Source organism: Pseudarthrobacter sp. CC4, assembly GCF_048957775.1.
GTDB lineage: Bacteria > Actinomycetota > Actinomycetes > Actinomycetales > Micrococcaceae > Arthrobacter.
The window spans coordinates 1-25,970 of sequence record NZ_JARCCZ010000021.1 but is presented as its reverse complement, the minus strand read 5'-3'; the positions used below and the strand labels follow the sequence as shown (position 1 = coordinate 25,970).

General features: G+C 66.7%; 19 protein-coding genes. 10 read left to right on the top strand and 9 right to left on the bottom strand.

Annotated elements, in window-relative coordinates; genetic code table 11:
* Together cydB and PV768_RS15040 are read right to left on the bottom strand one after the other, a co-directional pair.
* Nucleotides 1-1,050 (bottom strand): cytochrome d ubiquinol oxidase subunit II, encoded by a 1,050-nt coding sequence (cydB, locus tag PV768_RS15045; RefSeq protein ID WP_157238480.1) that lies wholly within the window; start codon nucleotides 1,048-1,050, stop codon nucleotides 1-3.
* A gap of 27 nt (nucleotides 1,051-1,077) precedes the next feature.
* Complete coding sequence (locus PV768_RS15040) at nucleotides 1,078-2,682, bottom strand: cytochrome ubiquinol oxidase subunit I (RefSeq protein WP_321216241.1); 1,605 nt, start codon at nucleotides 2,680-2,682, stop codon at nucleotides 1,078-1,080.
* Nucleotides 2,683-2,952: 270 nt separating this feature from the next.
* Between PV768_RS15040 and PV768_RS15035 the strand changes: the two genes are divergently transcribed.
* Both PV768_RS15035 and PV768_RS15030 read left to right on the top strand, forming a co-directional pair.
* Entirely contained in the window at nucleotides 2,953-3,339 is a 387-nt protein-coding gene (locus PV768_RS15035; protein ID WP_157238481.1) for a BlaI/MecI/CopY family transcriptional regulator, read from the top strand.
* A gap of 6 nt (nucleotides 3,340-3,345) precedes the next feature.
* A complete protein-coding gene (locus PV768_RS15030) occupies nucleotides 3,346-4,338 on the top strand; it encodes a M56 family metallopeptidase (protein WP_157238482.1) in 993 nt (330 codons plus the stop codon).
* A gap of 37 nt (nucleotides 4,339-4,375) precedes the next feature.
* On the opposite strand, the gene PV768_RS15025 is transcribed toward PV768_RS15030, so the two are convergent.
* A complete protein-coding gene (locus tag PV768_RS15025; RefSeq protein WP_421093427.1) occupies nucleotides 4,376-6,484 on the bottom strand; it encodes a DNA gyrase/topoisomerase IV subunit B in 2,109 nt (702 codons plus the stop codon).
* 257 nt (nucleotides 6,485-6,741) lie between these two features.
* Between PV768_RS15025 and PV768_RS15020 the strand changes: the two genes are divergently transcribed.
* The gene (locus PV768_RS15020; RefSeq protein WP_139028897.1) at nucleotides 6,742-6,963 is read left to right on the top strand and encodes a DUF7455 domain-containing protein; all 222 of its coding nucleotides are present in this window, start codon (nucleotides 6,742-6,744) and stop codon (nucleotides 6,961-6,963) included.
* Nucleotides 6,964-7,144: 181 nt separating this feature from the next.
* Here PV768_RS15020 and PV768_RS15015 read toward each other — a convergent pair whose 3' ends face one another.
* The 4 genes from PV768_RS15015 to PV768_RS15000 form a co-directional block, all read right to left on the bottom strand.
* Complete coding sequence (locus PV768_RS15015) at nucleotides 7,145-8,455, bottom strand: RNA polymerase sigma factor (RefSeq protein WP_321215950.1); 1,311 nt, start codon at nucleotides 8,453-8,455, stop codon at nucleotides 7,145-7,147.
* 303 nt (nucleotides 8,456-8,758) lie between these two features.
* The gene (locus PV768_RS15010) at nucleotides 8,759-10,000 is read right to left on the bottom strand and encodes a DUF4192 domain-containing protein (protein ID WP_421093426.1); all 1,242 of its coding nucleotides are present in this window, start codon (nucleotides 9,998-10,000) and stop codon (nucleotides 8,759-8,761) included.
* 77 nt (nucleotides 10,001-10,077) lie between these two features.
* A complete protein-coding gene (locus PV768_RS15005; RefSeq protein WP_421093425.1) occupies nucleotides 10,078-11,430 on the bottom strand; it encodes an MFS transporter in 1,353 nt (450 codons plus the stop codon).
* A 35-nt stretch (nucleotides 11,431-11,465) separates the two neighbouring features.
* Nucleotides 11,466-12,404 carry a PAC2 family protein gene (locus tag PV768_RS15000; protein ID WP_321215947.1) on the bottom strand — a complete coding sequence of 313 codons (939 nt, stop codon included), beginning with the start codon at nucleotides 12,402-12,404 and terminating at the stop codon, nucleotides 11,466-11,468.
* Between the two features lie 260 nt (nucleotides 12,405-12,664).
* On the opposite strand from PV768_RS15000, the gene PV768_RS14995 reads away from it, so the two are divergent.
* The 5 genes from PV768_RS14995 (at nucleotide 12,665) to PV768_RS14975 (ending at nucleotide 18,771) form a co-directional block, all read left to right on the top strand.
* The gene (locus PV768_RS14995; RefSeq protein ID WP_421093424.1) at nucleotides 12,665-14,191 is read left to right on the top strand and encodes a leucyl aminopeptidase; all 1,527 of its coding nucleotides are present in this window, start codon (nucleotides 12,665-12,667) and stop codon (nucleotides 14,189-14,191) included.
* A gap of 257 nt (nucleotides 14,192-14,448) precedes the next feature.
* Nucleotides 14,449-15,831, top strand: a complete 1,383-nt coding sequence (lpdA, locus tag PV768_RS14990; protein WP_321215945.1) for a dihydrolipoyl dehydrogenase — start codon at nucleotides 14,449-14,451, stop codon at nucleotides 15,829-15,831.
* 114 nt (nucleotides 15,832-15,945) lie between these two features.
* Nucleotides 15,946-17,715, top strand: a complete 1,770-nt coding sequence (gene sucB / locus PV768_RS14985; protein WP_421093423.1) for a 2-oxoglutarate dehydrogenase, E2 component, dihydrolipoamide succinyltransferase — start codon at nucleotides 15,946-15,948, stop codon at nucleotides 17,713-17,715.
* A gap of 130 nt (nucleotides 17,716-17,845) precedes the next feature.
* Entirely contained in the window at nucleotides 17,846-18,196 is a 351-nt protein-coding gene (locus tag PV768_RS14980) for a hypothetical protein (protein WP_157238486.1), read from the top strand.
* Between the two features lie 146 nt (nucleotides 18,197-18,342).
* Nucleotides 18,343-18,771: an OsmC family protein gene (locus tag PV768_RS14975; protein WP_421093422.1), complete on the top strand. Its 429-nt coding sequence runs from the start codon at nucleotides 18,343-18,345 to the stop codon at nucleotides 18,769-18,771.
* An 83-nt stretch (nucleotides 18,772-18,854) separates the two neighbouring features.
* Here PV768_RS14975 and PV768_RS14970 read toward each other — a convergent pair whose 3' ends face one another.
* On the bottom strand, nucleotides 18,855-22,352 hold the full coding sequence (locus tag PV768_RS14970) for a S41 family peptidase (protein WP_421093421.1): 3,498 nt from the start codon (nucleotides 22,350-22,352) through the stop codon (nucleotides 18,855-18,857).
* Nucleotides 22,353-22,425: 73 nt separating this feature from the next.
* Here PV768_RS14970 and PV768_RS14965 point away from each other — a divergent pair, with 73 nt between their 5' ends.
* Nucleotides 22,426-23,352 (top strand): TIGR01777 family oxidoreductase, encoded by a 927-nt coding sequence (locus tag PV768_RS14965; protein WP_421093420.1) that lies wholly within the window; start codon nucleotides 22,426-22,428, stop codon nucleotides 23,350-23,352.
* Between the two features lie 40 nt (nucleotides 23,353-23,392).
* Here PV768_RS14965 and PV768_RS14960 read toward each other — a convergent pair whose 3' ends face one another.
* On the bottom strand, nucleotides 23,393-25,063 hold the full coding sequence (locus tag PV768_RS14960) for a serine/threonine-protein kinase (protein WP_421093419.1): 1,671 nt from the start codon (nucleotides 25,061-25,063) through the stop codon (nucleotides 23,393-23,395).
* A gap of 164 nt (nucleotides 25,064-25,227) precedes the next feature.
* Between PV768_RS14960 and lipB the strand changes: the two genes are divergently transcribed.
* Nucleotides 25,228-25,896, top strand: a complete 669-nt coding sequence (gene lipB, locus PV768_RS14955) for a lipoyl(octanoyl) transferase LipB (protein WP_421093418.1) — start codon at nucleotides 25,228-25,230, stop codon at nucleotides 25,894-25,896.
* Nucleotides 25,897-25,970: the final 74 nt, after the last annotated feature.

Here is a 25,970-nt window from a genome sequence, read left to right as displayed (position 1 = left end):
TCAGCCCTTCGTGGTGAAGGCCCTGGCGGCGATGGCCGGCAGGAAGCTGTGCGCCTCCGGGATGTGCGCCGCGCTGACACGCCGCCGGAAGACCCAGTAGGTCCAGGCCTGGTAGGCGATGACCAGGGGGAGGCCGAAGGCGGCCACGACACTCATAAGGCCAAGAGTGTAATCCGAGGAGGAAGCGTTTGAAATGGTCAGGTCAAAGGCGCTGTCCAGGGTGGAGGGCAGCACCACGGGGAATACTGCGGCGAAGATGGACGCGGTACCGAGTACCAGGAAGGCGCCCAGGGCCAGGAAGGCCTTGCCTTCGGCTGCCTTGCGGGCCAGGAACCAGGCTGCGGCCGCCGCGGCAACGGCGAGGATGACCAGGGCCCAGGTCCACGGCTTGCCGTCGAGGAACTGGATGCTGAGGGCCCACGCGGCGATGGGCAGCAACAGCACCGGCAGCAGCCGCACGAACCACTGGCGGGCCCGGTGCCGGACGTCGCCGTCGGTCTTCAGGGCCAGGAAGGCCAGCGCATGCAGCAGTGAGAACCCCGCTACGGCGAGCCCGCCCAGCACGGCGTAGCCGCTGAACCAGGCCAGCGGACCGCCCTCACGGTCGCCGTTCGCATTCAGGGGAAGCCCGGTGGTGGTGAGGGCCAGCGCGGCGCCCACTCCGAAAGCGGCGAAGAAGGAACCGAGGGCGATGGCCCAGTCCCAGCGGGCACGCCACTCTTCGGTGTCCACCTTGCCGCGGTATTCGAAGGCCACCGCGCGGAAGATCAGGGCAACGAGCACCACTAGGAGCGGCAGGTAAAGGGCCGAAAACAGGGAGGCATACCAGAGCGGGAAGGCAGCGAAGGTGGCGCCGCCCGCGGTCAGGAGCCAGACCTCGTTGCCGTCCCAGACCGGGCCGATGGTGTTGAGCAGGACCCGGCGTTCGGTGTTGTTGCGGGCGAAAAGCTTCATGAGCATTCCGACGCCGAGATCGAAGCCCTCAAGGAAGAGGTACCCGGTCCACAGCACGGCGATGGCGATGAACCAGATGGTCGGGAGCAGTTCCATTCTGTGTTTCCTCTGCTTGGTATCGGGCTAGTAGGCGAAGGCCAGGACGTCGTCGGCGGGTTTCCCGCCGCCTGGGCCGCCCGGTCCCGGGGTGGCGTCCTCGTTCTCGTCCACGGGTGCGTGCGCCAGTTCCGGCATGGCGGAAACTACTCCGCCCCGGATGTACTTGACCAGCAGCTTGACCTCAACCACCAGCAGGACCGCGTACACCGCCGTCAGCGTTACCAGTGATGCCAGCAACTCTCCCGCCGACACACCCGGCGAAACCGCGGCAGCGGTGAACATGAACACCTGGTCGATGCCGCTGGGGTCGGGATTGGGGGCCACCACAAAAGGCTGGCGTCCCATTTCCGTGAAGATCCAGCCGGCAGCATTGGCACCGAACGGGGCCAGGATGCCGAAGACCGCCAGCCGCATGAGCCACGGGGACTCTGGAACGGTTCCCTTCCGGGTGATCCACAGCGCCACCAGCGCTGCCAGGGCGGCAAGCCCGCCGAAGCCGATCATCATGCGGAAGCCCCAGTAGGTCACCTCCATGACCGGCAGGTAGTCGATCTCCTGCCCGGCGCGTTCACCGTAGATCGGGTTGTCCGGCAGGTTCGTGCCGTACTTCTCCTGGTATTCGGGCAGCAGGGTGTTGACCCCCTGGACTTCGGTGGTGAAGTCCCCCTTGGCCAGGTAGGAGAGGATGCCCGGAACCTCGATCAGCGCCACGATGTCGTCACAGTTCTGCGAGCCGATGTTGCCGATGCTGAGGACCGAGAAGCCGGTGCCGTCGTGGCAGGCAGCTTCCGCCGCGGCCATCTTCATGGGCTGCTGCTCGAACATCAGCTTGCCCTGGAGGTCGCCGGTGAGGGCTGTGCCGGCGAAGGAAATCATGGCAACCACGGCGCCGATGCGCAGGGACCGGAGCCAGACCTTGTGGTCGTTCAGGTCACGGCCGGGGATGTCCGCTGCTTCGCCGGGGACCACCTTGCCGTCGGCGCCCACGGTGTCGACGCCGTCGCGCCGCCTCCGCCACAGGTGGTACCAGGCGATGCCGAGGAGGAAGCCGCCCGCCACCGCCAGTGCGCCGAACAGCGTGTGGGGCACTGCAACGAGGGCGGTGTTGTTGGTGAAGACGGCCCAGGCGTCAGTCATGACGGGCCGGCCGTCGATCATCTCCACACCCACCGGGTGCTGCATCCAGCTGTTGGCCACGATGATGAAGTAAGCGGAGAAGACGGAACCGATGACGGCAATCCACAGGCAGGCCAGGTGGATGCCCGGCTTGAGCTGTTTCCAGCCGAAGATCCACAAGCCCAGGAACGTGGATTCCACGAAGAAGGCGAGGAGCGCCTCCAGCGCCAGCGGCGCGCCGAAAACATCGCCCACGAACCGGCTGTACTCGCTCCAGGCCATGCCGAACTGGAACTCCTGGACGATGCCGGTGGCCACGCCCATGATGAAGTTGATGAGGAACAGCTTGCCCCAGAACTTGGTCATCCGTAGGTATTCGGGGTTGCCCGTGCGGTGCCAGGCGGTCTGGATGACGGCCACGACCAGGCCAAGGCCGATGGTCAGCGGAACCATCATGAAGTGGTAAACGGTGGTGATGCCGAATTGCCAGCGTGCGATTTCCAGCGCGTCCATAGCGTCCAAGGCGGCCCCTCGTGTCAGCGAATGCAGATCTTCTACGTTTTGTAGAACTGAACTTCTACCGAGTGTAGAACAACGTCGGCAGCGGTGTAAAAACCAGCTTCCACTCCCCTGGAGCCGCAGGCAAGGGAGGCGGCAGGCGAACTGTTCTACCCAACGTAGAAAGTCTCGTGAAAACCGGGTAAATTAGAACTTGTAGTTGAAGCAAAGCATGCAGCCACCGCCGCTTCGACGCGGTGGCGCGGGGAACAAAGGAAAAGTGCAATGGCTAGTCTTGGTGAACTGGAACGGGCAGTGATGGATCTGCTCTGGGCGGGCCAGGGAGCAGCCACCGCTAATACCCTGCGGGACCGGCTGGCGCAGACGTCGGCCGGACAGGACGGCACGGCAGCCCATGAAGGCAAGGAACTTGCCGTGACCACCGTTCTTACCGTGCTGTCCCGGCTGGAAAAGAAGGGCCTGGTGGAGCGCGAACGCGGCACCCGCCCGCACCGGTACCAGGCAGTGTCCAGCCGTGCGGACCACACCGCTGAGCTGATGCATGAAGTGCTGGGGTCGGCGCCGGACCGCGAGGCCGTGCTGGCACGCTTCATTGGGTCCGTTTCCGAGGGCGAGGCCGAGACGCTGCGCAAACTGCTTGGCCACCTGTAACGCACCATGTTCTGGGCCTCATACCTGCTGGCGGTCCTTGCGATAGTCCTGGCGTGGCCGGTGCCTATCCTCCTCTCGCGGGCGAAGTGGCCTGCCCGCTCGCCGTTCACTGCCATGATCCTGTGGCAGGCGATCGCCCTGGCCGGCGGGCTGTCGATGATCGGCGCCATGCTGGTCTACGGCCTGGAACCGATCGGCGACAACCTGATTGCGGGGCTTCGGGCGCTGGCCGGAATGGTGCTCTTCAATGCCCCCACCACGGCTTTGGGGTTCTGGCACATCTTTGCCCTGTCCGCCGCAGCCCTGCTCACCGCCCACCTCGTGTTCACACTGTTGCTGACCTACTACAAGATCGAGCGCCAGCGCCGGCGGCACCGCGAACTGCTGGCCCTCCTGGCCTCACCGTCCGGTGAAGGAACGGGAACGCTCGTGATCAGCCATGACTCCCCCGTGGCCTACTGCCTTCCCGGCGGCGCCCGCTCGGTGACGGTCCTCTCGGATGGCCTGATGGCGGCCCTTGAACCGGCTGAACTCCGGGCGGTACTGATCCATGAGAACGCCCACCTGAACCAACGGCACCACCTGCTGCTGTGGGCTTTTGCCGCCTGGCGGCAAGCACTGCCGTGGCTGCCCACCACCCGCCTGGCCCAGGAGTCGGTGAATTCGCTGATCGAAATGCTGGCCGACGACGTCGCGCTCAAAACCGAGAGCAAGGCCACGCTGATCAAGGCCATCGCCATCGTGGCCAGCGGATCGGCCGGGAACACCGGAGGAGCGGAACTCCGCCCCTCAGCTTCCAGCCTGGCGCTGTCCGGGCTCGAGGCGGCCGCCGGCACGCCCGGCCCGGACCCGGCCCGCACCACGGCCACCAGGGTCAGCAGGCTGCTCTCACCCCAGCCTGAGCTGCCGGCTCCGGTCCGGAACATGGTGATGGCCGGATCCGTACTGCTGCTGGCGCTGCCCACCGCCCTGCTGGTGGTACCGGGGCTGCCGGGCTGAGCCGCGGCGTCGTACCTCCGGCGGCTCCACCGCCCCGTCAGGCGTCGATGCGCTCCCGGTCCAGGCTTGCGGCGCCGGCGATAATAAAGTCCTTGCGCGGCGACACGTCCGAGCCCATCAGCAGGTCAAAGATCTCCTCTGCCTGCTTGGCGTTCTCGATGCCCACCTTGCGCAGCGTGCGGTGCCGCGGGTCCATGGTGGTCTCGGCCAGCTGCTCGGCATCCATCTCGCCCAGGCCCTTGTAGCGCTGGATGGGCTCCTTGTACCGCTTGCCTTCCTTGGCAAGGCGGGCCAGGAGGACATGGAGTTCCGCCTCCGAGTACGTGTAGATCATTTCGTTCGCCTTCTGGCCAGCGTTGATGACCTCCACCCGGTGCAGCGGCGGCACCGCGGCGAAAACGCGGCCATCTTCGATCATGGGGCGCATGTAGCGGAAGAAGAGCGTCAGGAGCAGCGTGCGGATGTGCGCGCCGTCAACATCGGCGTCCGTCATCAGGATTACTTTGCCGTAGCGGGCGGCGCTGATATCGAAGCTGCGCCCGGAGCCCGCACCCACCACCTGGATGAGGGCTGCGCATTCGGCGTTGGAAAGCATGTCCCCCACCGAGGCCTTCTGGACGTTGAGGATCTTGCCGCGGATGGGCAGCAGGGCCTGGAAGTCCGAGGACCGTGCCAGTTTGGCGGTTCCCAGCGCTGAATCGCCTTCCACGATGAAAAGTTCGGAGCGGCCGACGTCGTCCGTACGGCAGTCGGCAAGCTTGGTGGGCATCGAGGAAGTTTCCAGGGCGTTCTTGCGCCGCTGGGTTTCCTTGTGGACGCGTGCCGAGATCCGCGACTTCATTTCGTTGACGATTTTTTCCAGCAGCAGGGCCGACTGGGCCTTGTCGTTCCGGTTCGCGGAGCCGAGTTTGGCACTGATCTCGCGCTCCACCACCTTTGACACGATGGCGCGCACCGCCGAGGTGCCCAGGATCTCCTTGGTCTGGCCTTCGAACTGCGGTTCCGCCAGCCGCACGGTCAGGACGGCGGTCAGGCCCGCGAAGATGTCATCCTTTTCGATCTTGTCGTTGCCCGCCTTGAGCTTACGGGCGTTGGTTTCCACCGCTTTGCGGAAGGTCTTGACCAGGGCCTGCTCAAAGCCTGACTGGTGGGTTCCGCCCTTGGGGGTGGAGATGATGTTGACGAAGCTCCGGACGGTGCTGTCGTAGCCAATGCCCCAGCGCAGCGCGACATCCACCTCACAGTCCCGCTCCACCTCGGCCAGCTGGCTGTGCCCGCGCTCGTCCAGGACGGGAACCGTCTCCTTGAACTTTCCGGAGCCATGCAGCCGCCAGACGTCAGTGACGGCGGGATCGGCGGCGAGGAACTCCGCGAATTCGGAGATCCCGCCGTCGTGGTGGAAGACCTCTTCGTGCACTCCTGCCTCGCCGGGCGTTCCCGGGAACCTCCGCTCATCGCGCACGGTCAGTTTGAGGCCGGGCACCAGGAAGGAGGTCTGGCGCGCGCGGGCGGCCAGTTCGTCATAGGAGAACTTTGCGTCCGGGGTGAAGATCTGCCGGTCGGCCCAGTACCGGATCCGGGTGCCCGTGACCCCGCGCTTCGCTTTGCCCACCACGTCCAGGACGGAATCGTCCACGAACGGGGTGAAGGGTGCGGCCGGGTCGACCTTGGAGCCGACGTCCTTGAAGCGCCCGGGCTCGCCGCGCCGGAAGGACATCTTGTAGGTCTTGCCGCCGCGGTCCACCTCAACGTCGAGGCGGGAGGACAGTGCGTTGACCACGGACGCGCCGACGCCGTGCAGGCCGCCGGAGGCGGTGTAGGAGCCGCCGCCGAACTTGCCGCCGGCGTGCAGTTTCGTGAAAACCACTTCGACGCCCGTCAGGCCGGTCTTGGGTTCCTTGTCGATGGGGATGCCGCGGCCGTCATCGTGGATCTCCACGGAGTTGTCGGCGTGGAGGATGATCTTGATGTCGTGGCCGAAGCCGGCCAGGGCCTCATCCACGGAGTTGTCGATGATCTCCCAGAGGCAGTGCATGAGTCCGCGGGAGTCGGTGGAACCGATGTACATGCCCGGGCGCTTGCGGACAGCCTCGAGGCCCTCCAGTACAGACAGGTGCCGGGCAGTGTAATCAGAACTTGGTGCCACTGGTGATGAACTCCTTCAGGGACGGGAACAGCAGGCGTGGATCGCTTCCTCTAGGGTAGTCGGCCGGGTACCGGCAGGCCGGCTGCCACACCTGGCCGGGGGTGTGGACCGCGCCACGCGGGATTGTGCCGGCCAGCCCCTGCGGCGAACTTGAGCCAACTTTGCGGATACGCGCACAGCGAACTTGCCCCATCCTTGCGATGGTTTTGTTACGAATGCTGGTTATATAGACGTACTGATCTACTAAGGAGGCCGACATGACAACAGCAGTGGCAGACCGCACACTCAACGCACTGGACCGGTGCGATCGTTGCGGAGCTCAGGCTTACGTCCGGGTTGTATTGGAGTCCTCCGGCGGTGAACTGCTGTTCTGCGGCCACCACGCCCGTGCAGTGGAGGCGACCCTCAAGCCGTTGAGCTCCGACTGGCACGACGAGACGGGCAAGCTTCACGAAAAGGCAGTCGTAGAAATCGACTAGGTTCCAGAAGCTGTTGGGACCCCGCCGCATGGTGGGGTCCCAATCCTTTTAAGCAGTAAAGATTCAAGGCACTGCCCCGCGGCGCAGCGGTCCTGCACGACCTGGCGGAAACAACGCGGCCCGCCGGCTGCTGCACCTGGGGCGCGGCGGCCGGCGGGCCGCGTTGTTGACCGGTCCTGACCTAGTCCAGGTAGTCCCGGAGCACCTGCGACCGCGACGGGTGGCGGAGCTTGGACATGGTCTTCGATTCGATCTGGCGGATGCGCTCACGCGTGACTCCGTAGACCTTTCCGATTTCGTCTAAAGTCTTCGGCTGTCCATCAGTCAGGCCGAAGCGCATGGCCACAACGCCGGCCTCGCGTTCGGACAGCGTGTCCAGGACGGAGTGCAGCTGCTCCTGCAGGAGCGTGAAGCTCACGGCGTCCGCAGGAACCACAGCTTCGGAGTCCTCGATCAGGTCGCCGAACTCGGAGTCGCCGTCCTCGCCCAGGGGCGTGTGCAGCGAAATGGGCTCGCGGCCGTACTTCTGGACTTCAACGACCTTCTCGGGCGTCATGTCCAGTTCGAGGGCCAGCTCTTCGGGCGTGGGTTCACGGCCCAGGTCCTGCAGCATCTGGCGCTGCACGCGGGCCAGCTTGTTGATGACCTCGACCATGTGCACCGGAATACGGATGGTGCGTGCCTGGTCGGCCATGGCGCGGGTGATTGCCTGGCGGATCCACCAGGTGGCGTAGGTGGAGAACTTGAAGCCCTTGGTGTAGTCGAACTTCTCCACCGCGCGGATGAGGCCCAGGTTGCCTTCCTGGATGAGGTCCAGGAACAGCATGCCGCGGCCGGTGTAGCGCTTGGCCAGGGAGACCACCAGGCGGAGGTTCGCTTCCAGGAGGTGGTTCTTGGCGCGCTTACCGTCATGGATGATGAATTCGAGCTCCCGCTTGTACTTCGGATCCATGGAGCCGTCGTCAGCGTTGATCTTTTCCTCGGCAAACAGTCCGGCTTCGATCCGGAGCGCCAGGTCAACTTCCTGCTCGGCGTTGAGCAGTGCGACCTTACCGATCTGCTTCAGGTAGTCCTTGACGGGGTCGGCTGTAGCTCCAGCGGACATGACCTGCTGCACGGGTGCGTCGTCGTCATCGGCGTCCGAGTAGACGAAGCCCTTGCCGGAGCCGGCGGCACCCTTGGCGGGATCTGCCTCGGCGTCGTCCTCGATGACCTCGGGTCCTTCGAGGATGATGTCGTCGAGATCTTCGTCGACTTCTTCTACATCGTCCGCGCCACCGGCCGCAGACTTACCGGCGGCCTCGGCAGCTGCCTTTGCGCCTGGCTTGGGCCCGCGCTTCTTGGGCTCGCGCTTGCCGTCCGCGGCCTCACCGGCAGATGCTTTGTTGGCTGCCCGCGTAGCTGCCCGCTTGGCGTTAGTCGCAGCCTGCTTCTCCTCGGCGGACAGTTCGTCCTGGGCGGCGGGGTCCTTCTTCGTGGAAGACGGGGTCACAGAAAACCTTTCTAGCGGTGGTCTGTGGAATCACCATACGGGCAACACCACTATGACCCTGTCAAGTCCGTGGTGAAAACCAAGCGCTACCACGGCCGGCAGAGTCTATTAAGACAACTGCCGGAGCCGCTGTAATGTTCCCCGAAGGGCTCAATCCTGGGCGCTCGATACACGGACCCAACCGGGTCTCGGCATCCATTGTCTCATGTTTTCCCGGTTAACGGCCTCTCCGCTGTTCTCGTCGTCAGGCAAGGCCGCCGGCCCGTGCCCGCTGCACGCTCACGCCACCCCTTCGCCCGCCACTCACGCCGCGTCGGGGCCGAATTTCTGCCAGGCTGCCTCCTTCCGTGCCGCCCAGCCGCAGACGGTTCCCCTGTGGACCAGTTCCAGCAGCAGTTCCGCGAGCCGGTACCCGGGTTCCAGATCCAGGGCCTGGGCGAGGTAGGCCGCGGAGAAGGAGCCGCGGCCCCGGCACCACGCGATCCAGCCCCTTCCCGTGAGCGATGCTGCCGCAGCCTTTCCTCCGGACGGTGCGAGTTGCCGGAAAATGAGATCCAAGGCGTCGAGCCTCTCCCAGTCCGGGGCGGCAGGCTGGATCCCCATCAGGACATCGCCATAGCGGGGAACACCCGTTTCCGTCGCCCGGCTGTTCGGAGTTCCACCGGGCGGGGCCGCTTCACGGCCAGGGCCGGCGCCAAAGGCCTCTGCCGGCGGAGCCACAGGTTCAAGGCGGCATTCGTCGCGAAATATGGCGAACTGCCCGGCCCCGGCTTCCGCTGCCGCCCGTCCGGCGGCAGCCATCATCAGGACGGCATCCCGCCATCGCGGTACCAGCAGGGTTGCCCGCAGGAAGCCGTCGCGTTCAGCCTCGGGCAGCCACGGTTCACCCCGCGGACGGTTAAGCAGGGCCGCCCAGACCTCCAGGACAGCGTCAAACTGCTGCCTGCTTCCGCGGCGCAGGTCCAGTTGTGCCAACCACGCCTCTTCGGCCTCCCGGACAGCAGCAAAATGGAGGCTGGAACCAGGCAGGACCGCGGCCGCCTGTTCCTGCGGCGCCGGGCCCACGCTGCTTCCGCGGTACACCATTTCTGCGTTCAGGGTGCTGTCCCGGATCTCCTGCACCGGACGTCCGGGAAAAGGGCAGCACGCAGGATCAGCACACAACGCGTCCCGCCAATACTCGCTGCCGACATACCAGGCATCCCGGACCGGCATTCCTGCTCCGGCCAGCGCCCATTGCAGCCCCGCGAGCAGGCTGCCATAGCGGTCCGGCCCTGCCAGCCAGCCATTGTTGGTGAACAGTGCCAGCAGCGACCCGTCGGCATTACGGTCCGCTTCAAGGTAGGTGCAGACCGTCCGGGCAAAGGCGGCGGGCTGCGCCAGGACGTCCGGGCCGGGCAGATCCAGACGGAGCGTGGCGCCCAGCCGTTTGCCCTGCAATGTCATGGCAACCAGGCTTGCGGACGGCCAGTAGCCCAGCGAGTGGGGAATGAAGCCCAGGACGTCTTCCGGGCTGCGGATTGTCAGGTGTTCTGGAGGTGTCATGCCTCCAGCCTTCATGGACCGCCTGCACCGGGTAAGGACCTGGTCCGGCTATGTGGGGAACCCTGCGCTGTGCAGGACTAGTCGGCGCCGTCCGTAGGCGTCGGCTGCCGGCGCCGGGCGAGGCTTTCCCGCCGCTGGCGGGCAAGGGCGCTGCGCAGGGGTGGAACAATGACGCCCTGCGCGGCCATTTGGCGCCGCACCTTGCGCCGGCATACCAGCATCGCAGCCGCACCGGATCCGATCAGCAGGAACTGGACGCTCAGGGCAATACGGAACGGATCCAGCCCGTACAGGACGCCGTTGGAGAAACCGCTGGCATACAGGACGTCCAGCATCAGCCCGATCAGGAAGATTGCGACAAGGGCTGCGATGAACCCGCCTACGTTGACGATGCCCGTCGCCGTTCCGATCCGGTGCGCCGGATTGAACGTCCGTGCGAAGTCGAAGCCGATCATCGAGCCGGGGCCGCCGACGGCGAGCACCACGACAAGGCCGGCCAGCAGCCAGAGGGGGGCCCGTCCGGGAGTCAGCAGGACGGCAGCCCATGCCCCCGCGGTAGCGCCGGCAATCAGCAGGACCATGGTGGAACGCCGCAACGGATGCCTTGACACGAAGCGTCCGATGAACGGCCCTACCGCCATTGCGGCGGCGACGTACAGCGCCATAAGGGCGGCAACTGTTCCGGCATCCAGTCCCTGGCCGGAAATGAGGAAGGGGTAGCCCCAGGTCATGGCAAACACCGTGCCGCTGAACTGGATGGTGAAGTGGCTCCACAACCCCAGCCGTGTCCCCGGCTGGCGCCAGGCCCGGGCCAGGGAGGCGCCGGTTGCCCGCAGGCCCTGTTTCGCGTGCGGCCGTTCCGTGCCCGGCGGGGCGTCCTGCAGGAGCAGCAGGACCAGGACGATGGCGAGCGCGGACAGGCCTGCCAGCATCAGGAACGCGGTGGTCCAGCCTGAGAGATGGAGGACGAAGGCGAACGGGATGACGCTGAACAGCTGGCCCAGCTGGCCGGACATGCCCGTCAGCTGGGTCACCAGGGGCACCCGGGCTGGAGCGAACCACAGGGGAATCAGCCGGATCACGGAGATGAAGGTCATGGCGTCCCCGGCGCCCACCAGCACGCGGCCGGCCACTCCCCCGGGAATTGTGTCGGCAAAAGCGAGTTGGAGCTGGCCCAGGCCCATCAGGGCGGCGCCGCCGGCGATCATGGCGCGCGAGCCGAACCTGTCCACCAGCAGGCCAACCGGGATCTGGAGTCCGGCGTAGACAAGGAGCTGGAGGACAGTGAAGAACGAGATCGCCGACGCGCTGGCATGGAACCGCTCAGTGGCTTCCAGCCCCACCACGCCAAAGGACGTGCGCTGCGCCACGGCTACCAGGTACCCAAAGATTCCGATGGTCCAGATAAGCCAGGCGCGGGGTGCAGTCACCACTTCATTATGCCCGGGGACAACGCTGCAGGCCTTTATTGCCCCGGGTTCTCCCGCGCCAGGTACGCTTCCACCGCGGCGCCCAGGACGTCGGCGTTGGGCAGCTCGTCATTCTCGTCGGCGAGGAGCGATCGGCGGACCGTGCCCTCGGCCTTCTCGTCGTAGCGGGTCTCCAGCCGCGACACCACCTGCTGGACTTCCTCGGAGGCGTCAATCTGTTCGGCAATCTGGCGGCTGACCTCGCGGCCGGCTTCGCGGAGCCTGTCCGAGGGCAGCATCAGCGAGGTAGCCGCCCCCAGGTATTCAAGGCCGGCGACGGCTGCCGTGGGGTATTCGGCCTCGGCCAGGTAGTGGGGCACGTGGATGACATAACCGGCAACATTGCGTCCTGCCTCCACCAGGCGGAGTTCCAGGATGTGGCCCACAGCTGCGGGAACCTCCACGGTGGGCTTCCACACCGAGATGCCCTCGATCAGCTCCGGCCGGTTGCCGTGCACCGTGACGCCCACCGGGCGGGTGTGCGGAACCGGCATTGGAATGGAGTGGATCCAGGTAACCAGGTTGACGTCCAGTTGCTCCACGATGCCCACCACGGCGCGGGCAAAGCGTTCCCACTGCAGGTCCGGTTCGAAGCCTGCCAGCAGGAGGAAAGGCTTTCCGAGCCCGTCCACCAGGCGGTACAGGGCCAGCTTCGGTTCCTGGTAGTCCTGGAGGTGGTCCTCCACGAAGGTCAGGTGCGGCCTGCGTGAGCGGTAGTCGATCAGCTGGTCGGCGTCGAAAACCGCCACCGGCTCGGCGTCAAGGGAATCCAGCAGCTCCGCATTGATCTGCTTCACCACGTGGCCGGCATCGGCGAATCCGGTGAAGCCCATCACCAGGTTCAGCCCGCGGAGCCCGGGGCTGTGGAACAGCTCAATGTTGCTCGCATAGAGCGCACCGGGGTCCAGCAGGGAGCCGGAAATCCGTTCAAGCACGGCATGTTCCTTTCATAGGTGCGGGTGGACATTCTTTTTTTACAACGCCCCGGGACGGCCTCGCATTCCGGCGCCCGGTGTGGCGCACCTCTCACGAAATACCCCGCGCGCTGCGGCCACGGGCTACGATCGGAACTGGCCTGCCAGACGGGCCTGCAACTCCCGGGCTGCGTTCCGAACGGCCGTACCCGGGGAACCATGGCAGAGCGCCGAACATGCTCCCCTGCCCGAACATCTTTCGAGAATCGAGGACTGACCCCGTGGTCAAGAATACTGAAATCAACCTTAGTACCCTCTCGCGGGACCTGAAGAAGAGCCCCAGCGACGCCGTGGTCATAGGCGTGGGGCAGGGTGCAGACGGTCCCGTCCTCCTGGAGAACCCGCTGACGGCAAGGTCCGCCGAGGCGCTGGCCGATTCCCTTAAGGCGCTCGGCGTCACGGGCGCGGCGGATCAGCTGGTGCGCCTGCCGGGCCTCCCCGAGACCGGCGCGGGTGTCCTGGTTTTGGCCGGCGTGGGCAAGGTATCGGCTGCGCAGCCCCTGGCCGGGGAAACACTGCGCAGGGCGGCCGGCTCCGCCATCCGCCAACTCGCCGGTTTCGCCACGGTTGCCTTGGCGTTCCCGACGGCGACTGCCGCCGACGTCGCAGCCGTGGCCGAAGGTGCCGCTCTGGGGGCCTATTCCTTCACCGAGTTCCGCACCTCCAGGGAAGGCCTGAAGGATCCTGTCCGCAATGCGGTCATTTTCACTGACCTGACCGACCAGAAGGAACTTGCCCCTGTCCTTAAAAGGGCTGCACTGATCGGCAGGGCGGTCAACGCCACCCGTTCGCTGGTGAACCAGCCGCCCAGCCACCTCTACCCCGAGTCCTTCGCCGAGGCCGCGAAGGAGCTGGCCAAGGGCCTGCCCGTGAAGGTCACCGTGTGGGACGAGAAGCGCCTCGAGAAGGAAGGCTTCGGCGGCATCATGGGCGTGGGCAAGGGCTCCGCCCGCCAGCCGCGCCTGGTCAAGGTGGAATACTCTCCCGCCAAGGCAACGTCAAAGATCGCGCTCGTCGGCAAGGGCATCACCTTTGACACTGGCGGAATCTCCATCAAGCCGGCCCTCGGCATGGGTGACATGAAGAGCGACATGGCGGGCGCCGCCGTCGTCCTTAACACTGTCCTGGCCCTGGCGGGACTTGGCCTGCCGGTGAAGGCAACCGCCTGGCTCTGCATCGCCGAGAACATGCCCTCCGGCGCCGCTTCACGTCCGGCCGATGTCCTGACGATGTTCGGCGGAAAGACCGTTGAGGTCCTGAACACCGATGCCGAGGGCAGGCTGGTGATGGCCGACGGCATCGTCGCTGCCAGCGCCGAGTACCCGGACGCCATCATCGACGTCGCAACCCTCACCGGGGCACAGCTGATCGCCCTGGGAAACCGGACAGCGGGTGTCATGGGATCGGACAGCGTGACCGGCCCGCTCAAGGCCGCAGCGGACCGGGCCGGAGAGCTCGTGTGGCCGATGCCGCTTCCCGAGGAACTACGTCCCAGCCTTGACTCACAGGTCGCCGACCTCGCGAACATCGGCGAACGCCATGGCGGCATGATGACCGCAGCTGTTTTCCTCCGTGAATTCGTGGGTAAGGGCAAGGACGGGGAACAGATCCCCTGGGCCCATATCGACATCGCCGGGCCGTCCTTCAACAACGGGAGCCCCTATGGCTACACCCACAAGCAGGGAACGGGCTGCACGGTCCGGACCCTGGTGGCCTATGTGGAGGACGTCCTGGCTGCTGCCGCCTGACATCCGGCGGCCCGCAGCGGGCTGGCACGCGGCTTTGCGGGACCGGTGATCCCTATGCCACAAAGCCGCGTGACACTCGACACAAGCGCTCCACAATCGCGGTGCCAGGGTGGAGCATGGATAAGTGGTTCGCTAAGGTGAACCACGGTAGTCACAAATGCAAGAGAATTCGCCTGCTGGAATAATCACAGCAGTGCAGGTTCCAAGACCAGATGATGCGCAGGACCGCGTCATCGTTCACGCGAGGGAGCGTCTAAGTGGCCGATCAGGCAACTGCGCAAGAATTCGACATCCTGGTACTCGGCGGCGGCAGCGGCGGATACGCCGCCGCGCTCCGGGCAGTACAGCTTGGCCTCACCGTCGGCCTCGTGGAGAAAGCCAAGCTGGGCGGCACCTGCCTCCACAACGGCTGCATCCCCACCAAGGCCCTCCTGCACTCCGCGGAGCTGGCCGACCACGCCCGGGACTCCGCAAAGTACGGCGTGAACGTCACCCTCGACGGCATCGACATCAACGCCGTCAACGCGTACAAGGACGGCATCATCGCCGGCAAGTACAAGGGCCTCCAGGGCCTCATCAAGTCCAAGGGCATCACCGTCATCGAGGGTGAAGGCAAGCTCCAGGGCACCGACACGGTGGTGGTTAACGGCACGGCCTACAAGGGCAAGAACATCGTCCTGGCCACCGGCTCCTACTCCCGCACCCTCCCGGGCCTGGAAATCGGCGGCAAGGTCATCACCTCGGACCAGGCCCTCACCATGGATTCCATTCCCAAGAGCGCCATCATCCTGGGCGGCGGCGTGATCGGCGTCGAATTCGCCTCCGTCTGGAAGTCCTTCGGCGTGGACGTCACGATCGTCGAGGGCCTGCCCTCGCTGGTTCCCAACGAGGACGCCACCATCGTGAAGAACTTCGAACGGGCCTTCAAGAAGCGCGGCATCAAGTTCTCCACCGGCGTGTTCTTCCAGGGCGTCGAGCAGAATGACGACGGCGTCAAGGTCACCCTGGTGGACGGCAAGACCTTCGAAGCCGATCTCCTCCTCGTTGCCGTAGGCCGCGGCCCCGTCACCGCCAACCTTGGCTACGAGGAAGCGGGCGTCACAATCGACCGTGGCTTCGTCATCACCAACGAACGCCTGCACACCGGCGTCGGCAACATCTACGCCGTCGGCGACATCGTGCCGGGCGTGCAGCTGGCCCACCGCGGCTACCAGCAGGGCATTTTCGTGGCCGAGGAAATCGCCGGCCTGAAGCCGGTGGTCGTCGAGGACATCAACATCCCGAAGGTCACCTACTCCGACCCCGAAATCGCCACCGTCGGCTACACCGAAAAGGCTGCCAAGGAAAAGTTTGGTGAGGACCAGGTGCAGACCCAGGAATACAACCTCGCCGGCAACGGCAAGAGCTCCATCCTGGGCACGTCCGGCCTGGTCAAACTGGTCCGCCAGAAGGACGGCCCCGTGGTGGGCGTCCACATGATCGGCGCCCGCATGGGCGAGCAGGTCGGCGAAGCCCAGCTGATCGTCAACTGGGAAGCCTACCCGGAGGATGTGGCCCAGCTGGTGCACGCCCACCCCACGCAGAACGAGTCCCTGGGCGAAGCCCACCTGGCACTCGCGGGCAAGCCGCTTCACGGCTAGTTTCCCTCAGCACCAAAGGGCCTGGTGCACCCGGCACGGAATGCCGGGTGCACTAGGCTGGCCAACAGGCAGCAACCATCCGCACTAAAGATCAATAAGGAGAACGGGGACGACATGTCTGAATCCGTTAACTTGCCCGCCCTCGGTGAGAGCGTCACCGAAGGAACCGTCACCCGCTGGCTCAAGCAGGTAGGTGACCGGGTAGAGGTGGACGAGCCGCTGCTCGAAGTCTCCACCGACAAAGTAGACACTGAAATCCCCTCTCCTGTAGCTGGCGTGATTGAGGAAATCCTGGTTGCCGAGGACGAGACCGCCGAGGTCGGCGCTCCCTTGGTCCGCATCGGCGACGGCGCCGGCGCCGGCGCCCCCGCCGAAGAGGCCCCTGCCGCTGAGCAGGCCACACCGGCCGAGGCCCCGTCCACTGAAGCCCCCGCACCGGACGAAGCCCCTGCACAGGAGGCACCTGCACAGGAGGCCCCCGCCCAGGAAGCTTCCGCGCCTGAGGCTCCGGCCGCCGGCGGCGGCGAGAGCCACGAGGTCACCCTCCCGGCCCTCGGCGAGAGCGTCACCGAGGGCACGGTCACCCGCTGGCTGAAAGCCGTCGGCGACGCCGTCGAGGTGGACGAGCCCCTGCTGGAGGTGTCCACGGACAAGGTAGACACCGAAATCCCCTCCCCCGTGGCCGGCACCCTCCAGGAGATCCGCGTCAACGAGGACGAGACCGCAGAGGTGGGCTCCGTCCTGGCCGTCATCGGCTCAGGCGCGGCAGCAGCGCCCGCACCCGCAGCACCGCAGGCCGCCCCCGCCCAGGAAGCCCCCAAGCAGGAAGAGCCGAAGCAGGAAGCCCCCGCAGCAGCACCTGCACCGGCGGCAGCTCCGGCCCCCGCGGCAGCTCCGGCACCGGCACCGCAGGCCGCTCCGGCCGCAGCCGAGGCACCCGCCGCCGGCGGCGAGTCCGGCTACGTCACTCCCCTGGTCCGAAAGCTGGCAAACCAGCACGGCGTGGACATCACTTCCCTCTCCGGCACCGGCGTCGGCGGCCGCATCCGCAAGCAGGATGTCATTGCCGCAGCCGAGGCAAAGGCTGCACCGGCAGCAGCTCCGGCCGCGTCCGCGCCGGCAGCATCCGCCGCTGCAGCATCCAACGGCGCAGTCTCCTCGCTGCGCGGAACCACGCAGAAAACGCCGCGCATCCGCCAGGTCATTGCCCGCCGCATGCGCGAATCCCTTGAGGTCTCCACGCAGCTCACGCAGGTCCACGAAGTGGACATGACCAAGGTTGCCAAGCTCCGTGCCCGCGCCAAGAACTCCTTCCAGGCGCAGAACGGCGTCAAGCTGACCTTCCTGCCGTTCATCGCCAAGGCGGTGGCCGAGGCCCTCAAGCAGCACCCCAAGCTCAACGCTGCGTACGACGAGGACAAGCAGGAAATCACCTACCACAACGCCGAGCACCTGGCGATCGCCGTCGACACCGACAAGGGCCTGCTGGTCCCTGTTATCTCCGACGCCGGCAGCCTTAACCTCGCCGGACTGGCGGGCAAGATCGCCGACGTAGCCGGCCGCACCCGCGACGGCAAGATCGGTCCGGACGAACTGTCCGGCGGCACGTTCAGCATCACCAACATCGGCTCGGTCGGGGCCCTGTTCGACACCCCGATCATCAACCAGCCGCAGGTGGGCATCCTCGGCACCGGCGCCATCGTCAAGCGCGCCGTGGTGGTGGCCGACGAGAACGGCGACGACTCGATCGCCATCCGCTCCATGATGTACCTCTCCCTGACGTACGACCACCGCCTGGTGGACGGCGCGGACGCCGGCCGTTTCCTCCAGACCCTGAAGGCACGCCTTGAAGAAGGCGCCTTCGAGGCTGACCTGGGGCTGTAACAGGCCGGAACGCACGACGGCGGTGCAGGCACCGGTGGGGATCCACTGGGCGGCCTGCACCGCCGTCGTCATTTAACTGCTATGGAACCTGACTACTACAAGCCGTAGAACCCTTGGCTACACTGGTCCCATGAACATCGTCTATAACATCGTGGTTTTCCTGCACATCGTCGGCGCCGCCATGATCGTCGGCATCTGGATCGGCCAGATGAAGAAGCCCACCGTCCACCCCCGCCAGTTCGACGGCGCCATGCTCCAGCTGCTGACCGGGGTCGCGCTGATGGGGCTGATCCCGGCCCTGGACATGGACGCGAACTACGCCAAGCTGGGCATCAAGTTCGTCATCGCCCTCGCCGTCGGCGTACTGGCGTTCATCGGCCGCCGCAAGTACAAGAACAACGAGCCCATCAGCACCGGCCTGGCGCACGCCGTGGGCGGACTCGCGCTGCTGAACATCGCCATCGCCACCATCTGGAAGTGATGGTCCCGCAGGCGGCAGCCGGACGCCGGGTCACAATCCACTGACAGCGGACACCCGGTGCAAGCAGCCGCTGAAGTCCCTAGGATGGAAGACGGCGGGGTCCAGGCAGCAGCCTGCCCCGGATTCGATCAATCTGAGGAGTGAACATGGCAGCAACGCGTTCAGCAAATGCAGTATGGAACGGCAACCTGACGGAAGGCTCCGGAACCACCAGCCTTGCCACCTCAGGCCTGGGAACGTTCGATGTCACCTGGAAGGCCCGCACCGAAGCGGCCAACGGCAAGACCAGTCCGGAGGAACTCATCGCGGCAGCCCATGCCGCATGCTTCTCGATGGCGTTCAGCAATGAGCTCGATAAAGCGGGCCACACGCCTGAGGAAGTGCGCACCAAGGCTGACGTGACGTTTGTCCCCGGTACCGGAATCACCGGCAGCCACCTGACCATGTCGGCACGGGTCCCCGGCATTTCCGAGGATGAGTTCCAGAAGATCGCGGGCGAGGCCAAAGTGGGCTGCCCCGTTTCCGGCGCCCTGGCAAGCATCGACATCACCCTGGATGCAACGCTGGAGTCCTGATCCGGCGCTGATGGCAAAAGGCCCCGCCTGTCCGGAATGTTCCGGACAGGCGGGGCCTTTTTCTGCTTCCCGCGCGGCCCCGGTCAGTTGCCTTGTCGGCGCGCCGGGAGCGGAGCCGGACGCAGCCGGCGGTACCCTTCCCGGGCCGGCGGACGGTCCGTGGGCAGCTCCTGGACCATTTCCTTCAGCGCCCCAATGCCGTACTCCAGCTGTGGGTCCCGGCCCGCCGCATAGGCGTGCGGCGGGTAGGTGACCTCGATGTCCGGGTCGACGCCGTAGTTCTCCACGCCCCAGCCCACGCCGCCGCCGAACCAGGTGGCGTACCGCGGCTGCGTCACGCCGGTGCCGTCGGCAAGTGAGAAGCGGTTGTCGATGCCCACCACGCCGCCCCAGGTGCGGGTGCCGATGACCGGTCCGATCCCCCTGAGCTTGGACACCTGGGTGATGATGTCGCCGTCCGAGCCAGCGAATTCGTCGGCCAGAATGATCACGGGTCCGCGCGGTGCGTGGTGCGGGTAGGTTCGCGGCTTTTCCCCGCGTGGCATGCTCCAACCGGTCACCTTGCGGCCGATCAGTTCTGCGACCAGTTGCGAGGTGTGCCCGCCACGGTTGCGGCGGACATCGACAATGAGGCCGTCAAGCGCAGTTTCCGTGTCAAGGTCCCGGTGCAGCTGTGCCCAGCCGTTGGCCATCATGTCCGGAATGTGCAGGTAGCCGAACTTGCCCCCGGAGGCTTCGCGGACGGTGCGCCGGTTTGAGGCCACCCATTCCTGGTACCGCAGGCGCTCCTCGTCCTTGACGGGAACGACGGCGACGCGGCGCTGGGTGCCTGCTGCGGCCCCGTGTGCCGGACCATTCAGGAGGGTGAGCTCCACAGCCCGCCCGGCTGCTCCCACCAGCTGCATGGCCGGGGTGATGCCTTCGGACAGCGGCACGCCGTCGACAGCCAGCAGGAAGTCGCCGGCCTTTGCGCCGACTCCCGGCCTGGTCAGGGGTGAAGTGGCCAGCGGATCGGAGGACTCGCCGGCAAGGATCCGGGTGATCTCCCACCCGCCGGAGACGTACGCCAGGTCCGCGCCGAGCCTGCCCTGGCCGTGGCTGCCGTTTTCGGTGACGGGCGCCGGCCGGACGTAGGCATGCGACGTCCCCAGCTCGCCGTGCAGCTCCCACAGGAGGTCCACCAAATCATCGTGCGAGCCGAGGCGCTCCACCAGGGGACGGTAGCGCCGGTGGATGGAATCCCAGTCCTGCCCCGCCATGTCCTCGGTCCAGAAGAAATCGCGCTGCAGCCGCCAGGCCTCGTCAAAAGCCTGCCCCCAGACACTGAGCGGGTCCATCATGACCCTGATCCGGCCGAGGTCAACCTTGACCAGCTTCCCGGACTCCTCGTCCACCTTGGCGTCGGCCGGGACCACTGTCACCTGCTTGTCCGAGATCAGCACCACCTTGCTGCGGTCCCCTGACAGCCGGTAGCTGTCCAGCGCGTCCACGAGGGTGGCCTGCTTGCGCCGGCCAAGGTCGTACCGGACCAGGCTGGGCCGGGAATCCTTGTCCTCCTGGCTGGCTTTTCCATCACCGGTCACGCCGGCCAGGGCCCAGTCGAGCCACAGCAGTGCCCCCTCGGCGGCCTTCAGGGACGTGTAGTTGCCCTGCGGCACGGGCACGGTGATGACCCGGTGCGCCAGGCCCTCGGGATCCACCCGGACCTCCGGCTGCTCCGGGCCGGTGCCGTCCTGCTGCCCGGCTGCCTCGGCGGGCGGCGTGCCTGCACCGTCGGAGTCCACGGCGGGGCCGAAGGGCGACGGCGTATCCGAGGCGAGTGCTACAAGGTACGGCTTGATGGGGCTGGGGAAGGAGAGGTCGAAGGAGTGTCCGTCGTACACCGGATCGAAGCTGCGGTTGGAGAGGAAGGCCAGGAACCTGCCGTCGGGGGTGAAGGCCGGCGACTGGTCACAGAAGCGCCCGTCGGTGACTTCCACCGGGGCGGCGCCGGGCTTTGCCACGTTGGCCAGCCGCAGCCGGCTGCGCGAACCAAAGGACGTGACCGGCTCCGACCATACGAGCCACTGCGAGTCCCCGGACCATGCGAGGTCCGCAACCGTGCCCTCGCCGATGCTGGACACCAGTGTCAGCTCGCCCGTGCGCGTGTCTGCCACGTAGACCTCACCGAAGGACGTGCCCAGGGCTATCCGGCGACCGTCCGGGCTCGCCTCGAGGGCACTGGCGCGCGACGGCTTGGGGAAGGCGATGCGGGTTGCGGCCGGCCCTGCCGGTGCCTCCGCAGCCGGGGCGCCGGATTCAGGCGCGACGTCGGCCTGCTCGTCCGAGGCATGGGCGGCCGGCGTGTTCCCGGCGAGCACGGCAGCGCCGGCAGCAGGGACGGGCTGCGGCAGCACCACGGCGTCCTCCGGCGGCGCGCCGTTGTCCAATGCCGCGCTGGCCCCCTTTGTGCCCGCTGCAGCTGTGCCGGCTGCAGCGGCAGGGTGCGGCACAGGGGCCGCGATGTCCTTGATGTACAGCGCCTCCACGCCATCGTGGTCCGCCAGGTAGGCAAGCCGGCCGTCGCCAAGGGGCCGGGGCAGGCGGGCGCGGACCCCCGGCGTTGCCTCAATGATGCGGGACGGACCATCCTTGTGGCGGAGCCAGTGGATGGTGCCGTGGGCCTCGACCGCACTTGCAGTGCCGCTGGTGTCCGGTACCACCGCGCCGAGGTGTTTGGCCGCCTTCAGCAGTGCAGGGCGCCTGGACTGCGATGCGGAGCCCAGGCTGATGTCCAGCCGGACGGCGTCGGAACTGAGGTCGTGCAGCACCCAGAGCTCACCGGCGGACTCGAAGATCACGCGTTTGCCGTCTGTGGAGGCGTGCCGGACATAGAAGTCCTCGTGGTCCGTATGCCGGCGCAGGTCCTTTCCGCCCGGCAGGACCGAATACAGGTTGCCGTAGCCCTCGTGGTCGGAAAGGAACGCAATGCGGCCATCCACCCACATTGGATCAGCGAGGTTGCCCTCAAGCTCCGGAAGGAGGCGCTCGAACTCCCCGTTGCCGTCGGTGTCGATCCACAGCTTCCCTGCCGTGCCGCCGCGGTAGCGCTTCCACCAGGCGGGTTCGCGGGACAGCACGCTGCCCACCACCACTGGCCGCTCGTCACCCACCTCCGGGCCAAAGGCCACGGACTCAACCGGCCCGTACGGGAGTTCCTCGGCCCAGCCGCCCTCCAGCGGGACACTGTACGCGTGCGTGTGCCTGCTTTCGGCCTGGCGGAAGGCACTCGTGACCACTACCGCACCGCCGGCGGTGAAGCCCTTTACCCTCGTGGTGCTGTGGCCGAAGTACGTCAGCTGGCGGTATCCCCCGCCGTCGACCTCCGCCGATACCACCTCAGGCGCCGTTCCCTGGACCACTGTCCACACCAGCCGCTTCCCGTCGGGAGTGAAGCGGGGATTGCGGGCGGGCAGCTGGAGTGCCGAGACGCGCCAGGCGCGGCCGCCGCCCAGGGGCGCAATCCACACGTCATCCTCGGCCACGAAAGTGACCAGATCACCATGCAGATGCGGGAAACGGAAGTAGCTCGAAAAGGTCATCGTTCGATCATAGTCAACCCCCCTGCGGCCTGTCGGGAGGTGCCGCCGCGCACGTGGCGTGGTGAGATGGACCATGCGTATCGTCATGGCCGGGGCCTCCGGGCTGATCGGCAAATCCATGTCAGCAACCTTCCGGAACGCCGGACACGACGTCGTGTCCTTGGTCAGGCGGAAGCCCGGCACGGCCGCGGAAGTCCGGTGGAACCCTGCCGCGGGGGAACTGGACCCGCAGGCCCTGGCCGGGGCTGACGCCGTCGTCAATCTCTCCGGCGCCGGCATCGGTGACCGGCCATGGACCCGCAGGCGCGTTGAGGAGCTCTTCCGCTCGCGGGTGGATTCAACGCGCACCCTCACCCAGGCGATGCAGCAGATGGATTCCCCGCCGCATGTCCTGCTGAGCCAGTCCGGCTCCAACTACTACGGCAACGCGGGAAATACTGTGCTCCGTGAAGATGCGCCGCGGGGTTCCGGAACGCTGGCCGCGATCTGCGGGGAGTGGGAGGACGCCGCTGCCACCGCTCCCCCGGGTGTGCGGGTGGTGGTGACCCGGACGGGCGTGGTACTCAGCCGGAAGGGAGGCGCCCTGGGCAGGCTGATGCCGCTGATCCGGCTGGGCGTGGGCGGCCCGCTGGGAAACGGCCGCCAGTACTGGCCCTGGATTACCCTTCCGGATGTTTCCGCGGCGTTCCTCTTTTTGCTGGAGTCCCGCATTAGCGGGCCGGTCAACCTGTGTGCTCCCGAGGACGCCGACGTCAATACCCTGGTGTCGGCGCTTGCCCGCGCCGTGCACCGCCCAGCGGCCCTGCGGGTACCTGCCCCGGTCCTCCGGCTGGTGATGCGTGCGCTGGCGGACGAACTCCTGCTGTCCAGCCAGCGCATGGAGCCTGCCGTGCTTCGGGCGGCCGGATTCCAGTGGCAGCACCCCACGCTGGCACAGGCCGCGCAGTGGGTTGCGGGCCAGGACAAGGTTGCAGGCAAAGAAGGGGCCGGCCTGGGCTAAGGCAGCCGGCCGCTGCGGCAGGATCAGGAGCCCGGCAAGATCAGGAGCCCGGCAGGATCTCGCTGATCCGCCACCTGCCGTCCCCGGCTACGAGGACCAGCCTGAGCTGGCGCGCTCCGGCGGCCGGCCCGGCCCCAACGACCACGCCATGGGCGTCCTTCTCCTCATAGGCGGAGGAACTGGACAAGACACGCACCACGGCGCGCTCGGCTGTTGCGCCGTCCTCGGTGCGAAGCTCCGCAAGGTTGCTGGCGAACCCGTCGAGGATGTGGCCGGAGCTGCGCAGGCGCTCCACCGCCTGCTGGTCCGAGGCCGCTGCCGGCGAATCCTTGGCATTGACTTCTGCCAGCAGTTCCCAATAGCCCCTGCTGAAAGCCAGGTCCCGCAGGAGGGCAAGTCCCTCCACCGCCTGGACGGGATCGGAGTCCCCGGCCTGCTGCCTGGCGGCATCGGCAGGGCCTGCCCCGCCCTCAGTGCCGCTCCCTGTTCCAGCGGCTGCCGTACCGGCAGCCACGGGCGGCGGCGCAGCGGCGGCAGCTGATCCCCGGGCGGCGGGGGCAGTTTCGGCGGCCGTACCACCGGTTCCAGCGAGCCACCACACGCCTGCGGCAGCCACCGCCGCAGCCGCCGGCAGCACTCGCCGCAACACCGGAGAACGGCGCCGCCCCCTGCCCGGCGCTGCGAGAGCGTGCCTTCCTTGGGAAGGACGAACCTCACCCGTGGCATTCGGGAAGGGCATGCGTTGCCTGGAAAGCGGCAGCGCCCCCCACTTCGCAGCGGCGAACCGCCTGCCGGCGGCCGCGGCCCTGTCCTTGACTGCTCCGCGCCGGGACGGCGCCGGGATGTGCCGGCGGGTCATCAATTCCGGGATCACCGTGGGATGGACCGAGGCCGCGAGGTCCAGCGGCCGGGGCGAGGCACTGCGGTAGACGGCCGTGGCCAGGGCAGCCGCCGTGGGCCGGCGCCTCCGGTCTTCATTGAGCCCGGCCTCCAGGGCGGCCGCCAACTCCCGTGGAACATCCGGAACCAGGAGGGAAAGCGGCGGCCGGTCAACCGTACGGGGCGGAGCCTGGCCGGTCAGGCAAAACCAGCCGAGTGCCGCCGTCGCATAGACGTCCCGTTCCGGTTGGAGGCCCCGCACTGCGTCCACCGGGGCCGGGTCCACGAAGCCGGGCGTCCCGGAAAGCGCGGTACTGCCCGGGTCACCCAGCATCCGCGCTATGCCGAGATCGGACAGGAGCGGTTTGCCCTGTCCGGTGAACAGGACGTTTCCCGGGGAGACGTCCGAGTGGGTGAATCCCTTACTGTGCAGGTAGCCCAGGACCTGGGCCAGGGGCGTCAGTACCGTCACTGTTTCGCCAACAGTGAGCCGGCCGCGGCTGGATACCAGGGCGGCCAGGGACCCGCCGGAAGCGTAGTCCATGACCAGCGCCGTCCCGCCGTCCGGCTGTCCTCCCAGCCGGACGGCGTCACGCGCTTTGACCAGGTGCTGGTGGTCCAGGACGGACAGGATCCGGATCTCACGCCGCACGGCGTCTTCCGTCACCGTCTCCGGGCGGATTGACCGGGCCGGGCCTGAGCGGAAGCATTTCACCGCGAAGTTCCGCCCCGTCTTCTGCTCCCTGGCCAGCCACACAACCGCGCTCCCGCCCTGCCCTAGCAGGCGTTCGACGGCGAAGCCCGGCACCTCGGGTGCCTGCAAATCTTCCATAGCTCATGTCTAGCCGAATCCGGCAGGGCCTGCAGAAGTTATCCACAGGCATGCCATCAGGGGCTCCGCGCTTGTGCCGGAGCCCCTGTGACGTGCCCCCTGCAGGTGGGTGAGCTTAACCACTAAACCGGGCGCGGGACGCCGCGGGGTCTAAGCTGGATGCCATGACTCTTGAGTTTTCACAGCTGGGTCTTGCTCCGGATTTTGTCGATTACACACGTGGTTGGGAAATCCAGAGCGAACTCCATGACAAAGTGGTCGCGGGGATGGCACCCAGCACTGTCCTCCTCCTGGAACACGCACCGGTGTATACCGCCGGAAAACGGACCCAGGACCACGAACGGCCGTTCGACGGCACCCCGGTGGTCCCGGTGGACCGCGGCGGGAAACTGACCTGGCACGGTCCGGGCCAGCTGGTGGGATACCCCATTATCAAACTGAAGAACCGGGCAGGCATCCGCGATTACGTCGAACGCCTGGAATCCGTGATCATCGCGGTCCTCGCTGACTACGGGATCAACGCCGTGCGCATCAAGGGCAGGGCCGGGGTGTGGATCACCGCGGACAGCAAGGGTCCGGACCGGAAGATCGCCGCCATCGGCATCCGGGTGCACGAGGGCGTGACCATGCACGGCTTCGCCATCAACTGCAACAACGATCTTGCACCGTACTCGCAGATCATCGCCTGCGGAATCACGGATGCCGGCGTGACAACCATTGCCCGGGAAACCGGCCATGACGTTGCCCCCGCTGACCTTGTTTCCCGGATCACCGAAGAACTGCGCAAGAATGAAGACGCCCTGGTCGCTACCCCCGAAGGAGCTCTACTGTGACATTGGCACCTGAAGGCCGGAAGCTTTTGCGCGTTGAACAGCGCAACTCGGCTGTCCCGGTGGAGCGGAAGCCG

Bases quoted from the DNA above. Each gene is read 5' to 3' on its own strand.
- PV768_RS15030 (WP_157238482.1), top strand. From the start codon at position 3,346: ATGTTCTGGGCCTCATACCTGCTGGCGGTCCTTGCGATAGTCCTGGCG.
- PV768_RS14970 (WP_421093421.1), bottom strand. From the start codon at position 22,352: ATGACCTTTTCGAGCTACTTCCGTTTCCCGCATCTGCATGGTGATCTG.
- sucB (WP_421093423.1), top strand. From the start codon at position 15,946: ATGTCTGAATCCGTTAACTTGCCCGCCCTCGGTGAGAGCGTCACCGAA.
- lipB (WP_421093418.1), top strand. From the start codon at position 25,228: ATGACTCTTGAGTTTTCACAGCTGGGTCTTGCTCCGGATTTTGTCGAT.
- PV768_RS15040 (WP_321216241.1), bottom strand. From the start codon at position 2,682: ATGGACGCGCTGGAAATCGCACGCTGGCAATTCGGCATCACCACCGTT.
- cydB (WP_157238480.1), bottom strand. From the start codon at position 1,050: ATGGAACTGCTCCCGACCATCTGGTTCATCGCCATCGCCGTGCTGTGG.
- PV768_RS15035 (WP_157238481.1), top strand. From the start codon at position 2,953: ATGGCTAGTCTTGGTGAACTGGAACGGGCAGTGATGGATCTGCTCTGG.
- PV768_RS14975 (WP_421093422.1), top strand. From the start codon at position 18,343: ATGGCAGCAACGCGTTCAGCAAATGCAGTATGGAACGGCAACCTGACG.
- PV768_RS14980 (WP_157238486.1), top strand. From the start codon at position 17,846: ATGAACATCGTCTATAACATCGTGGTTTTCCTGCACATCGTCGGCGCC.
- PV768_RS15020 (WP_139028897.1), top strand. From the start codon at position 6,742: ATGACAACAGCAGTGGCAGACCGCACACTCAACGCACTGGACCGGTGC.
- PV768_RS14960 (WP_421093419.1), bottom strand. From the start codon at position 25,063: ATGGAAGATTTGCAGGCACCCGAGGTGCCGGGCTTCGCCGTCGAACGC.
- PV768_RS14965 (WP_421093420.1), top strand. From the start codon at position 22,426: ATGCGTATCGTCATGGCCGGGGCCTCCGGGCTGATCGGCAAATCCATG.
- PV768_RS15010 (WP_421093426.1), bottom strand. From the start codon at position 10,000: ATGACACCTCCAGAACACCTGACAATCCGCAGCCCGGAAGACGTCCTG.